Genomic DNA, 13009 nt, shown 5'->3' with positions numbered 1-13009 from the left:
GCCGGCACTTGTCATTCTTTCATTTTCACTGGTGTGTAGACAGTAATGGATGCGATCCTCCTTCAGATCTTAAATGGCCTCGATAAGGGCGGTGCCTATGCACTGATTGCCCTTGGCCTTACGCTCGTGTTCGGGACGCTCGGCGTGGTGAACTTTGCTCATGGTGCTCTGTTCATGCTTGGTGCGTTTTGTGCGATCACGTTAGAAAAAATATTAACGATTTCCGTGAAGGTAAAAGACACGAGTATTACCTTCTTCGATGCCTATAAAGAGCAACCTTACCTGGAAATATGGTTTGGTGATTTCGGTAAGACCATTATCGACTGGTCGGTGCCCATTTCCATTTTGTTGGCAATACCTGTCATGCTGCTAATCGGACTCGCGATGGAGCGCGGACTTATCAGGCATTTTTACAAACGACCTCATGCTGAACAGATCCTGGTTACTTTTGGTCTGGCAATCGTGTTGCAAGAGATTGTGAAATCTTTTTTTGGCGCCAATCCAATTCCCTCTCCCGCACCCGAGATATTTTCCGGTAGTGCGCCAATCGGCGTACTGTTGGGACTGGGCGAGTCGGTGGTTTATCCCTGGTGGCGACTGATCTATCTGCTGTTCTCGGGCATTGTGATTTTTTCCGTATTCGCTTTCCTGCAATTCACCACGTTCGGTATGGTAGTGCGTGCCGGCATGCACGATCGGGAAACTGTTGGTCTGCTCGGTATCAATGTTGAAAAGCGGTTTACTGTCGTATTTGGTATCGCCGCGGTAGTGGCTGGATTGGCCGGTGTCATGTATGCCCCGATTCTGCCCCCTGATTATCATATGGGGATGGATTTTCTGGTGCTCTCCTTCGTCGTGGTAGTAGTCGGCGGCATGGGGTCTCTGGGGGGCGCTGTGGCGGCCGGATTCCTGCTGGGTATTCTGCAATCGTTCGCATCCATGAATGAAGTTAAGGCCATCATTCCAGGTATCGACCAAATCATTATTTATTTGGTCGCGGTGGTCATTATCCTGGTTAGACCGCGTGGTCTGATGGGACGCAAAGGCGTGATGGAGGATTGATATGAATATGCCATTGATAAAAAACGATTGGGTGCTAATGGCCATATTCGCTGTGGTTGTCTTAACTGCTCCATTGTGGCTTACACCTGTCGGCGCCGGTTATCCCGATCTGTTGCAGAAATTTGCCATCTTTGGAATTTTTGCCGTTGGCTTTAACCTGCTATTTGGTCTGACCGGGTATCTCTCGTTTGGTCATGCTGTGTTTCTTGGGGTGGGTTCCTATACGGCGGTTTGGTCATTCAAACTGTTGACCATGAATGTCCTGCCAGCGGTGGTTTTCTCCACGCTTATGGCCGGTGTGTTTGCCGTTGTTATCGGTTTTCTCAGTTTGCGTCGTTCGGGGATTTACTTCTCGATTCTGACATTGGCGTTTGCACAGATGTCTTACAATCTGGCCTATTCTGTATTGACGCCGCTGACCAACGGTGAAACCGGTCTGCAGTTGACCATGAATGATCCCAGAATACTGGATGAACCCGTTGGGCAGGGGCTGCCGTCAACCACGCTTTTTGGTATCGATATGAGTGGTTATGCCGGTTTTTATTTCTGCGCAGTTATGTTGATTCTGGCCTTTTTTGTTTCGCTGAGGATCTTCCGTTCGCCGTTTGGCTTGAAACTGTTGGCCATCAAATCAAACCAGACCCGTATGAAGTATACCGGTTTTAATACGCGCCCCTATCTGCTGGCGGTGTTTGTTATCTCCGGCATGTATGCCGGGTTGGCCGGTTCACTAATGGCAATTACCGATCCGCTGGCCGGTGCAGAACGGATGCAGTGGACGGCATCGGGTGAGGTGGTCCTAATGACCATATTGGGTGGCGCGGGCACGCTGTTTGGACCGTTATTTGGTGCGGGTATTATCAAGTATTTTGAAAATATCTTCTCAGCGATGAACGATGGCCAGCTGCATGAGATATTTGCTTTCCTTCCCGATTGGTTGGAGAACATTGTCGTGGCGATTACCGGGGAGTTTGTCGGCGACGGATGGCATCTCACCCTTGGTCTGTTGTTTATGATTGTCGTGATCTTCCTACCTGGGGGCGTGGTAGAGGGCATACGTCGTGCATCTGCATATGCACGCAATATCTTCAAATCATCCGGGGGCAAAGAGCCTGTCCTGGCGGCAGAGAAGGAGTGATGGGGTGAGTATCGTATTAAGTATTAAAAATGTCGATAAGACCTTTGGTGGTCTGCATGCCCTGGGTGATATCAACCTGGATATTGAGGAGGGCAAGACCCATGCCATTATTGGCCCCAATGGCGCCGGTAAATCCACCCTGCTCAATTGCTGTATCGGGCGCTTGATTCCTGATAATGGGACAGTGGAGTTTGATGGTAAAAACATGATTGGCTTGCAGCCGCATGAGATCAACCATGCCGGTATGGTGCGCGTATTCCAGACTCCCGAGATTTTTCCGGATCTCTCGGTGTTGCAAAATGTCATGATACCCGCGCTGGCAAAACGTGATGGGACGTTCAAGTTTAACGCTTTCGGTAGTCTCTCTGCGGAGAAGGCGATTGAGGCGGATGCGGTCCATGTTCTGGAGGACATGGGACTGGGTGCGCATATCCATAAGCATGCGGGCAGTATGTCCCGTGGTGACAAACGTCGGCTTGAATTGGCGATGGGGCTGGTTCAGCATCCTCGGTTGTTGCTGCTGGACGAGCCGACGGCTGGCATGGCGCGGCATGATACCAATCGTACTATCGACCTGTTGAAACGGATTAAAGAGCGCGGAATGACCAAAATTATTATCGAGCATGATATGCATGTGGTATTCAGCCTTGCCGACAGGATCAGTGTTTTGGCTCAGGGTCGGATTATTGCCAGTGGCACACCGGATGAAATCCGCGGTAACCCGAAAGTCCAGGAAGCCTATTTGGGAGGGGCTGAGCTATGAGCAAATTTAAAGCCACCCATCGGGTCAGTCCGGTCAATCGGGCCGGTTCCGATCCTGCCTTTTTCTCTTGCTGGGATATCCACTCCTACTATGGTGAGAGCTATATCGTTCAAGGTGTCAGCTTTGATGTCCGCGAAGGTGAAGTGTTGGCTCTGTTGGGGCGGAATGGCGCCGGTAAGACGTCAACACTGCGCTCTATCGCCCGGGTAGACAGCCCACAGGTGACCCATGGTGAGATCTGGCTTGATCATAAACCGCTGCATAGCATGAAGTCTCACGAGGCGGCACAAAACGGCGTTGCTCTGGTTCCCGAAGACCGACGTATCATCGCCGGTATGACGGTGGAAGAGAATCTGATCCTGTCCCAGATTGCCCCGCCGATAGGTTGGAGCATTGAACGCATTTATGAGCATTTTCCGCGTCTCGCGGAACGTCGTGACCAGGAGGCCACCACGCTCTCTGGCGGCGAGCAGCAGATGCTGGCTGTGGCACGCGCCTTGGCAAGGGATATCAAGCTACTGCTACTGGATGAGCCCTATGAGGGATTGGCGCCGGTTATTGTTCATGAAATCGAACGTATTGTGGATGGCATTAAAAAGCTTGGCATTACCACAATTATCGTTGAACAGAATGCCGTGGCGGCTCTACGCTTAGCGGATCGTGCGATTATTCTGGACATGGGGCAAGTTGTATTTGATGGACTGGCGCAAGAGGTGTTGGATAACGAGGAACTGCGTCAGCAGTATCTGGCTATCTAAGGAACCTCTGGTTAATTCAGAGCTTCCCTAAACCGAATCGTCTGTTGGTTGACAGAGCCTGCGTGATTTCCTGTGGGAAATGCGCAGGCTTTTTATTTTTAAATAAATGGGTGAGGGAATGTTGCCGATCACCCAAATCACGGAAGATTGAGCTGGCTGTAAGTTTTAGTCGTGACTGGGCCGATCGGGTGGTGGTGTCCCTTACTCTACCTCGCGGACGATCCTAAAGCCGACCCGAAGATAGTGGTAATTTGGCATCAGTTTGTTGCGTGAAGCGGAACGGATGCCACTGGGAACATTATGCCATGAGCCGCCCCTGACGACGCGTTCTCTCACGTCATCGTCGGCATAACTGGCGTCTTTGAGTTCTAGGCCGCTATAGGCTTCATCATAGACGGAGGCACACCACTCCCAGACATTACCATGCATGTCATACAGCCCCCAGGGGTTAGGTGGGAACTGGTTTACCGGTGTTGTCATGCCGCGCGATGGGCCTTTTTCGCTGCCACAGTAAGTGTAGTTACCGTCGAAGTTGGCCTGTTCGGGGGAAATGGTTGCGCCTGTCCAGAATGCGCTGGTTGTGCCGGCCCGGCAGGCGTACTCCCACTCCGCTTCAGTGGGAAGGCGAATGTTTGCACCGGTGCGTTTCGACAGCCAGTGACAATAATCGACAGCGCTCCAGTACCTGACATTGATAACGGGTCGCTGATCTCTACCCCAACCCTCGTCGGGCGGTCGCGTGCGACGTACTTCCTCACAGAAGATATCAAACATTTCAAACGTGACCGGTATCTTCAGCATCTCAAAACGACCGATCTGTACCTCATGCTGCCGTTCGTTCTCAAACCGGTCTTTTTCGTCGGGCGGTGAGCCCATCAGAAAGGTTCCGGCGGAGACGCCGATCCAGTCGTTTTCGTTGAGTCCGTATTTGAGCAGTTTGGCTTGATGGGCTTTCTCTTTTTGTATGGCCCGTTCAATACTGCGCTTTATTTGCGCTTCTTCCACATGATGTCTGACCTCCGCTTCGATCATACCTTTAAGCGGTTCGACTTGAATGGCGGTTATTTTCAGCGGGCCTGTTTGTGGGGGGAGGACATGTGGGGTTAAGTCGCTGGTAGGCGTACCGCAGCGGTCGCAGAAATTTGCATTTTTCTGCAGTCGTTTGCCACAGCTGATGCAGTGTCCCTCGCGGCAGAGTGATCGACCACACTGGGAACAGAAGAGAGCCTCCGGATCCTCAATCTGATGATGGCAGTTGGTGCACTGCATGAGTCAGCAGTTACTCCCCGACAAGCTATTTCATGGAAATATCCCAATGATACATAAAATAGTTTCACTGCGTCTCTTTTGAGTTGAAAACATTCACTGTTTGCCGTGCAAAATGCATACATTTTGGTATATCGCTCTTTGAGACCAACGGCAGATGGGTGATGGCCAGGCGGATATTAAGAGTGGTTCGCTCCATATCGGATGATGAGCCCAATAACGAATATAAATTCAGGGAAGCGTACTGCGATTTTACTCGTTCATGGGACAGGAGAGTCGTAGTTTCCGCTTCTATAGAACAGGGTTTCGCTTAAGGAACCCCTGAGACTTAATCAGAGGCTACCTAACTATTAGGCGGAGCTGAACTCATACGAGATATTTTCAGAGGGCTCCTGGAGGAAATAGCCTTGAATGTAATTGACGCCAACGGTCCATAGTATGGCCAGACTGTTGGCATCTTCGACCCCCATGGCAATGGTCTTGATGTTGTGGCTCTTGGCGAGGGCATTTAACTCGTTCAAACGATCCTGTTGATCTTGTTTCGACGCCAGATCCTGCATCAGATCGAAATCGAATTTTACAAAATCGACCGGCAGATGCTTGAGTACCGTTTCCGCTTTTGGACTGGCGCCGAATTGATCAATGGCCAGCTGGCACTTAATCTTTTTCAATCCTTCGATCAGTTTCTTGGCTGTTTGAATATGTGAGCGCAACTCCCGGTCATGGATCTGGAAAGTGATCCAGGGGCCTTTGGCCTTGTGCTTGCGAAGACAGTCGCAAATCCACAGTAGCATGCCTTCATCTTCCAGTCCGGCGCTGGAAATATTGATGAAGAAATTGACCTTCTTGCCCTCCTTGCGCTGCTCTGCCAGTTCGGCAATGGACTTGTCGATTACCCAGCGATCCACTTGGGCCATCTGTTCACCCTGCTTGGCGTGTTTAATAAAGTAATCGGGAAGTATCTCTTCGTTATTGTTGTCCAGTAGTCGGGTCAATACGGCGTAATGCTCCCGGCTGTCACCCTGCAGACTGACAATGGGTTGATAAACCAGGCGGAAACGGTCATTTTCCAGGGCATGCTGGATCAGCTCGTTGATGCGTGCCTCATCACCCGTGTTGTCTTCGCCGTAACTGGCCTGCATCTCGGTCGCATCGTAGAGCGAGTAACGGTTACCGCCGGCATTGCGTGCCGCTTCGTAGGCGTGATAGGCGCGGTTAATAAATTCTTGGTTTCCGGAGATGTCCTGGTCCAGAAGACTGACGCCGATGCAGCAGGTGATATTAGTCTGTTGGTAGATATACTCATCAACCAGTTGTCTCAGCCGCTCTGCCATCGCTTCGGCATCGACCGTACTGGCTTTATCACTTAGGATGGTAAATGTGTGATCACCAAAGCGAGAGAGAAGCTCCCCTTGATCGAGTTGGTCGTCGAGGATCTGCGCCAGATCCTTGAGCAAATTGTCACTGGTGGTTATGCCGAGCGCTGCTCTTATCTCCTGGAAACCATCAATGACAAGATAGAAGAGAGAGCAGCTGACTTCATTTTCCCGGGATTCCGCGATTTTCTGTTCCAGTTTGCCCATGAAATACTGGCGATTGGCCAATCCTGTCTGGGGGTCTTGGTTGCTAAGTAGTTCAATGGTCTGCTCAAGCTCTTTGCTCTGGCCTTCATTGCGGATGATGAGCTGGGTGCAGGGTTCGCCATCAAAAGTGGCAGGGGAAAACTCCAGCTTTGCATCAAAGGGTTCACCGGCGCTGTTTTGGCAGGTGATGTTGAGTTCCGTGTGCTCGTCGCCGAGGGTTCTAAGGAAAGATTTGATATTTTTATGATCCTTGGGCGAGATCATGTCAAGAATGGGTAAGCCTTCCAGTTCGCCCATATCGACAAAGCCGAACATCGCCAGATAGGCGGGATTGGCCTGCATGTGCATGCCTTCGTGTATATAGGCAATGGCATCCTGGGAGCTGTCGATGAGGGTATTGCAGCGCGCCTCCGCTTCTCTCAGTTTGTGCTGAGTCTGTTCCAGTTCATTTCGTATCTGCAGATCTTCCGCTTCGCGCATGATCACCAGCTGCAGATGCTCCGGGTCATGGGCAGAGACCACATCCCGTGCGCCATCGCGCATGGTCTGGAGCAGTGTTTCCGGGTCACTTTCCGGGTCTTTGTAGAGGACGACGTAGGGCGTGGCTGGGAAGGCTGCTTTACATAACTTGGTCGCGGCGGCCAGTTGCTGCGGTGTGTCGGGGATAGAGAGAAGAATCAACTCGGGCTTCTCCCCTTCGGCGATATCGAGTAGTGCCTCTTCATCCACGGCAAAGGTTGGATGGATAACCAGACCGGCATTTCTCAACGTACTGATATAGGACTCAGCCTCATTGAGGGAAGTCTCTATTACCAAGAGTCTTAAAGGTATGTCGGTGTATCCATTCATAAGTGGCAGTGTCCGGTGTTACCTAATTTTACTAATTATATGCTTTATGCATCACTACAGCATGGGCCAGATATTGTCAAAATCCGCCTCGTCATCCGTCAGTAAGTCATCCCCTTGCAGTGGCTGTGTATTGAGGTAGACGAAGTGGAATTGGGAAAATGCCCCGGTTGTCTCGATCAGGTGAGTGAGCCTGGCTTTGCGTTCGCTACCCGTCTCATTAATGATCACCAGATCTCCGGTTTTGAACGGAAGTGTCGGCAATAGCAGGCTGGCAGGCTGACCCGAAGCTTTAAGCTCCGGTAGCATTAGACATTTCTGGGCATGGTTGGTCGGGTCGTCACCTCGCAGATGATGGATCAGAACGGCGCTGGCATTGGGTGCGATCATCTGCATACCAAGCTGAAATCCCACGCCAGGTAGGTTTCTCATCCAGCGGCTGATGCCAATTGCAAATTGGTTTAGGATGGTTGCCGACTGGACGCCAATCACCTCGCCAATTTTGATTTTCGGTGCATGAATGCCCTGCCAATTGATGCAGTAGCCGCCTGCACTCTCATTAATCGTTTTGCAGGCGAACGTTTCATGTTTCTGATCCATAGGTCTGGATGCCCAGACGGGTGCGCCGCCTAGACTGAATCCCGGTTCGCAGCCGCTGCTTGCTATGATGGTTTCCTGAATGGATTCATCAAAACCTTCCAGTGTGAGTTTACTTTCCGGCAGGGTGTAGTGGGCTAGGCTAAGCGGATTGCCCGCCGCTTGGTCTATCCAGTCAAGCTCATTGTCGGGTCTTTGTTCGGGCGATATTGTCTGCTGTTCACTCACCGGGTTTAACAGGGAGTGGATCGCGGTGACGCCTACGGCGACTTTTAACTCAAAATTGAGCTTGGTGCGCACAAATTCTCTTTTTGGTGCGGCACTCAGGATCTGGATCAGTTGCCGCAATAGATGTTTCGAAACCGTGGGTGTGGATGAACTCACTTCGCTGCTGCTGTTATCCGATGGCAGGTTATCGAAGGCTTCCCTGAGCGTTTTTACCAATGGCTCTGTATTGATTACTCTGCAGAGGTGGGCAGACTCATCGGTTTCAAGCACGTGGTGTAAAGGGGGGGAGTCGGACGAGAGCCGGGCGACAAAGTCGAACGGGCTCAATGATTCGTCCGTTGGCTTACCCAGAGTTGCCAATTGGCTCCAGGCTGCCAGTGATCGCCTCACCGCGTCGATCTCACGCTGACGCATGCGGTAAGGGGAGCAGATAGAGAAGAGCAACGCCTGTTTGTAGAGCGTGGTAATGCTGGTGACCGAATCGCCATCGTTGCCATCTTTCACCGGTAGGTCGTGGATTCCGTTCTGTTCGGCATAACTGTAGAGATGGTGAATCTCTTTCCAGGCACCCTCGGGAATGGGGTCGTAAACGATTACCGACTGATAGACCACCCGGTTGAGGAGGCTCATGACCCGATGCATGGCTACAACGAGTAGTTTACGGTCAATTTTATCCGTGCCATCCGCCAGTGCAGACTCGATGAATATTTTGTAGGCGAGCGCAAGCTCGGTATACAGCTCCCGGTTAAGGACGGCAATTTTCCGGCTTTTTGCCGACAGCGGAAATGGGGAATCAAAGTAGTATTTACGCAGATTATCGGATATATAACTGATCGGTCGGCGGAACAGCTCGGCGATCTTGAGGCGATTCAGATGGGGGATTTCAAGCCGGTTGAATTCCACGATGGTTTTAAAAACCTGGCGTGAAGTTTCGCCCACATTGGCTACAGGTAGGCGGCTGACCCAATTGGAGACCTCACGTGGGTCGAGCAAAAGCGAACCTGCGGGCGCTGCCATGCGCTCAGGTATCTTAAAACCGAGACTCTTCTGTATCTCCAAAATCGTTACAATCCTGACAAATGGAATCCAACGCCGCCGTGCCGCGCACATTTTACATTACTACTATCGGCAGGTTGAGACCCTACTATAGTAAATTTTTGATTGTAACCGATCGCCGTCGGGGTGTGCGGCCTCAAAATATCGGTTGTTTAGCCGTTGCGCCAGCGCTCTCCCTGACCATTCTGGGTACCAGATATCCCGGCAGATTTGCCCTCAATTCGGTTTGCAATTGTTTGGCTTGTAGTTCGGTGACTTCAAAGTGTGCCGCTCCAGCCACCCGATCCAACAGATGCAGATAGTAGGGCATGATGCCGGCGTCGAACAGTGCGTAGCTGAGATCGGTCAGTGTCTTGACACTGTCGTTGACCCCTTTCAGCAGCACGGACTGGTTGAGTAGCGTAATGCCCGCCTGCTTGAGTCGGTTAAATCCTACGGCGAGTTCGGAGGATATCTCTCGAGGGTGGTTGATGTGAAGTACAAAAATCGGTTTTAGGCGTCCCCGGGTAAGCCATGCCGTCAATTCGGCGGTCAGGCGTGAGGGAATCACTACCGGTAGCCGGGTATGGATCCGTAACCGCTGTAGATGTGGGATCGCTTCGAGTCGGGCTGCGAGTTCGGCCAATTTTCCATCGCTCAGGGCCAAGGGATCCCCGCCACTGAGGATGATTTCATCAATCTCTTCAGCCTGGTTGATGTGCCGGATAGCCTCTTGCCACCGCTGTCGGTACACGGTGGCTTCCTGATACGGATAGTGTCGGCGAAAACAGTAACGGCAGTTGACCGCGCAGCTTCCATTGGCGATCAACAGCAGTCGTCCCCGGTATTTATGCAACATACCAGGTACCACCACCTTTTCCAGATCGCCCACCGGATCATGGATAAAACCCGTTGCGGCTAGCGTCTCCTCGCCAATGGGAAGGACCTGGCGCAACAACGGATCGTCAGGATCCCCCTTCTTGATTAAGTCGGCAAATTCACGCGGTACTTTTAGTCCGAATTGCTTAGCGGCGGCACGGGCGGCAGGTGTTGTCTCCTTATCCAGTTTCAGGAAATGGATAAACGCATCAACATCTGTATACGCGTTGGCCAACGACTGCTGCCACAGTGGAGTCTGACATACAGGCTCTATTCGATGTATCATGCGCGTTTTCCAGTCGGTTGTTTGGTGAGGATAAAATGGCAACTTATAGTACCAGTGAGTTCAAGGGTGGGCTAAAGATCATGCTGGATGGCGACCCCTGTTCCATTATTGAAAATGAATTTGTGAAGCCTGGCAAAGGTCAGGCGTTTAACCGGGTAAAAATCCGTAATCTGAAAACCGGCCGGGTGATCGAACGGACTTTTAAATCGGGTGAGTCGGTTGAGGCCGCCGATGTGATGGAGATGGATCTGCAATACCTCTATTCAGACGGTGAGTTCTGGCATTTTATGCATCCGGATACCTTTGAGCAGGTGAGCGCTGATGCGGCTGCAGTCGGTGATTCGGTTAAGTGGCTCAAAGATCAGGATATGTGTACCGTCACCCTTTGGAATGGCTCGCCGATCATCGTCGAGGTCCCCAATTTCGTCAACCTGACCATCACCGAAACCGATCCCGGTCTCAAGGGTGACACCTCGGGCGGCGGTGGCAAGCCGGCCACCCTGGAGACTGGTGCGGTGGTCCGGGTGCCGCTTTTTGTTCAGACAGGTGAGTTGATCAAGGTGGATACCCGTTCCGGCGAGTACGTCTCCCGGGCCAAAGAAGAGTGACGGGATCAGCGATTGAATGCGGGGGCTTCTGAATCCGGTACCTATCCGACTGCGTCGCTGGAGACGTTGCGGATGCGTGCCCGGGTGATGGCCCGGATCCGGGCATTTTTCCATCAGCAAGGTGTTATGGAGGTGGAAACGCCAGTCTGCTCCCAAGCGGCCACCACCGACCCGGCCATCGAATCGTTGGTGACGCGCTATACCGGACCGGGTGCCCCGCGCGGTTTGCCGCTCTATCTGCATACCTCTCCCGAGTTTCCGATGAAGCGCTTATTGGCGGCCGGTTCGGGATCCATCTATCAGATCTGCCGGGTATTCCGCGATGGCGAGTCGGGGCGTCTGCATAACCCGGAATTTACTCTGCTGGAGTGGTATCGTCCCGGTTTCGATCACCATCGATTGATGGATGAGGTGGAACTGTTGATTCAGAGCTTGAAGCCCAGCGTCGACACTTCTCGAAGGATCCGTTATCAAGCGCTATTTGAGCAACATTTACAGATCGATCCGCACACCGCCACCGTCGAGCAGTTACGCCGCTGCGCGCAGGACCAGGGGATATCGGGAGTGGATACATTGGATTTGCCGAACCCCGATGGCTGGCTGGATCTGTTGATGAGCCACTGTATCGAACCGGCAATGGGGCCGGGGCTCTGTTTTGTCTATGATTATCCCGCCAGCCAGGCGGCCTTGGCACGGGTGCGGGCAGGCGATCCGCCGGTGGCGGAGCGCTTTGAACTCTATCTGGATGGGGTTGAGTTGGCCAACGGCTTTCATGAGCTGATCGATGCGGCGGAGCAGCGGCGTCGCTTTGAACAGGACATACACGTCCGTGCAGCCGCGGGCCAACCGGTCGTGCCGATGGATCAGCGGTTTATTCAGGCTCTGGCACAGGGTATGCCTGATTGTTCAGGGGTGGCGTTGGGGATCGATCGATTGCTCATGCAGTTGGTGGGGGTTGATACGATAGCTGAGGTGATGGCCTTCCCGATTGACCGGGCTTAGGTGAGCGACGATTTGATCAAGGTGGCGATCGGCTGGCCCATCTCAACTTTGCTATCCGCTTTCAGGTGATCACTCCAAGCGATTGACTCTTTCTTGAAGAGTAGAATTACCGTCGAGCCCATGTTGAAACGGCCCATTTCGGCACCTTTCTCCAAGGTTCGCGGTTCGCGGGATGGTTGTTCAGCATAATTCCACTGGTTGATGCGACGCGAGGTCGGTGTCACCGTGCCGGCCCATACCGTATCCATGCTGGCCACGAAAATCGCGCCCACCATGATCACCGCCATGGGGCCGTTTGCGGTTTCAAACAGATTGACCAATCGTTCATTGCGACTGAACAGGCGAGGCACTACCCGGGTGGTGGAGGGACTGACGCTGAACAGTCGGCCGGGAATATGCAGCATCTTTTTCAAAGTTCCAGCCAGTGGCATATGGATGCGGTGGTAATCTCGCGGAGAGAGATAGAGCGTAGCGAAATGCCCATCGACAAATTGGTCGCACCAATCCGTATCGTTACCGAGTAGTTCTTTAAGCGTATAGCTTTGTCCCTTGGCTTGGAAAATACGGCCATTTTCTATCCTGCCTAGCTGGCTAACCGTGCCATCCACGGGTGACAGCACGGCGGACGATGCTTCTGCCATTGGCCGCGCCTCAGGGCGTAGCGCCCGGGTAAAGAAAGCGTTAAAACTGGGATAGGCGCTCGGGTCCTGTTCTACGGCTTGCCTCAGGTCGATTTTATAGAGTCGGATGGCTCCCCGGATCAAGCGGTCCTTGATGGGCGGCCATTCTATCCTTGTCAGCCAGTACATCCCCTGGGAGAGTAGGTGGTGCGGCAGCAGGTAAAGCAACCCAGCAAACAATTTGTCGATCAGGCTGGCATCTTTGGCCGTAGCCTCGGGTCGATTTTGAGTCATGTACAGCGGTTCCGTTGATTGCCGGAGGATGGGAGGATACTACC

At 52.5% G+C, this 13009-nt stretch carries 11 protein-coding genes and 1 pseudogene; 6 read left to right on the top strand and 6 right to left on the bottom strand.

The genetic code is table 11. The features are described 5' to 3' along the window. The first annotated feature begins 45 nt into the window (after window positions 1-45). Genes ACQY5R_RS11395 through ACQY5R_RS11380 form a run of 4 tightly spaced genes read left to right on the top strand, consistent with a single transcriptional unit; the run spans window position 46 to window position 3721 of the window. Window positions 46-1062, top strand: coding sequence for a branched-chain amino acid ABC transporter permease (locus ACQY5R_RS11395; protein ID WP_428608373.1), 1017 nt, complete (start codon window positions 46-48; stop codon window positions 1060-1062). 1 nt (window position 1063) lies between these two features. Next, window positions 1064-2200, top strand: a complete 1137-nt coding sequence (locus ACQY5R_RS11390) for a branched-chain amino acid ABC transporter permease (protein ID WP_428608370.1) — start codon at window positions 1064-1066, stop codon at window positions 2198-2200. A gap of 4 nt (window positions 2201-2204) precedes the next feature. Further along, window positions 2205-2963 (top strand): ABC transporter ATP-binding protein, encoded by a 759-nt coding sequence (locus ACQY5R_RS11385; RefSeq protein WP_428608368.1) that lies wholly within the window; start codon window positions 2205-2207, stop codon window positions 2961-2963. Beyond that, on the top strand, window positions 2960-3721 hold the full coding sequence (locus tag ACQY5R_RS11380; RefSeq protein ID WP_428608365.1) for an ABC transporter ATP-binding protein: 762 nt from the start codon (window positions 2960-2962) through the stop codon (window positions 3719-3721). Before ACQY5R_RS11385 ends, ACQY5R_RS11380 begins: the two co-directional genes overlap by 4 nt. Before the next feature lie 201 nt (window positions 3722-3922). On the opposite strand, the gene ACQY5R_RS11375 is transcribed toward ACQY5R_RS11380, so the two are convergent. The 5 genes and pseudogenes from ACQY5R_RS11375 to epmB all read right to left on the bottom strand — a co-directional run bounded on the left by ACQY5R_RS11375 (window position 3923) and on the right by epmB (window position 10441). Next, window positions 3923-4753 carry a formylglycine-generating enzyme family protein gene (locus ACQY5R_RS11375; RefSeq protein ID WP_428608429.1) on the bottom strand — a complete coding sequence of 277 codons (831 nt, stop codon included), beginning with the start codon at window positions 4751-4753 and terminating at the stop codon, window positions 3923-3925. Between the two features lie 102 nt (window positions 4754-4855). After that, a pseudogene (locus ACQY5R_RS11370) lies at window positions 4856-4990 on the bottom strand (zinc-ribbon domain-containing protein); the annotation flags it as partial. A 347-nt stretch (window positions 4991-5337) separates the two neighbouring features. Then, window positions 5338-7419, bottom strand: coding sequence for an EAL domain-containing protein (locus ACQY5R_RS11365; RefSeq protein ID WP_428608362.1), 2082 nt, complete (start codon window positions 7417-7419; stop codon window positions 5338-5340). A 54-nt stretch (window positions 7420-7473) separates the two neighbouring features. After that, on the bottom strand, window positions 7474-9258 hold the full coding sequence (locus tag ACQY5R_RS11360; protein WP_428608359.1) for a hypothetical protein: 1785 nt from the start codon (window positions 9256-9258) through the stop codon (window positions 7474-7476). Between the two features lie 175 nt (window positions 9259-9433). After that, window positions 9434-10441 carry an EF-P beta-lysylation protein EpmB gene (gene epmB / locus ACQY5R_RS11355; protein ID WP_428608356.1) on the bottom strand — a complete coding sequence of 336 codons (1008 nt, stop codon included), beginning with the start codon at window positions 10439-10441 and terminating at the stop codon, window positions 9434-9436. A 35-nt stretch (window positions 10442-10476) separates the two neighbouring features. Here epmB and efp point away from each other — a divergent pair, with 35 nt between their 5' ends. Further along, window positions 10477-11049, top strand: coding sequence for an elongation factor P (gene efp, locus ACQY5R_RS11350; protein ID WP_428608353.1), 573 nt, complete (start codon window positions 10477-10479; stop codon window positions 11047-11049). 12 nt (window positions 11050-11061) lie between these two features. Next, window positions 11062-12051 carry an EF-P lysine aminoacylase EpmA gene (gene epmA / locus ACQY5R_RS11345; protein WP_428608350.1) on the top strand — a complete coding sequence of 330 codons (990 nt, stop codon included), beginning with the start codon at window positions 11062-11064 and terminating at the stop codon, window positions 12049-12051. On the opposite strand, the gene asd is transcribed toward epmA, so the two are convergent. Continuing rightward, a complete protein-coding gene (gene asd, locus ACQY5R_RS11340; RefSeq protein WP_428608348.1) occupies window positions 12048-12965 on the bottom strand; it encodes an archaetidylserine decarboxylase in 918 nt (305 codons plus the stop codon). The genes epmA and asd overlap by 4 nt on opposite strands. Between the last annotated feature and the right edge of the window lie 44 nt (window positions 12966-13009).

This window comes from Sedimenticola sp., from assembly GCF_050289425.1.
Classification (GTDB): Bacteria; Pseudomonadota; Gammaproteobacteria; order Chromatiales; family Chromatiaceae; genus Sedimenticola.
The sequence above is the reverse complement of the archived record's forward strand: the minus strand, read 5'-3'. Positions and strand labels throughout refer to the sequence as shown.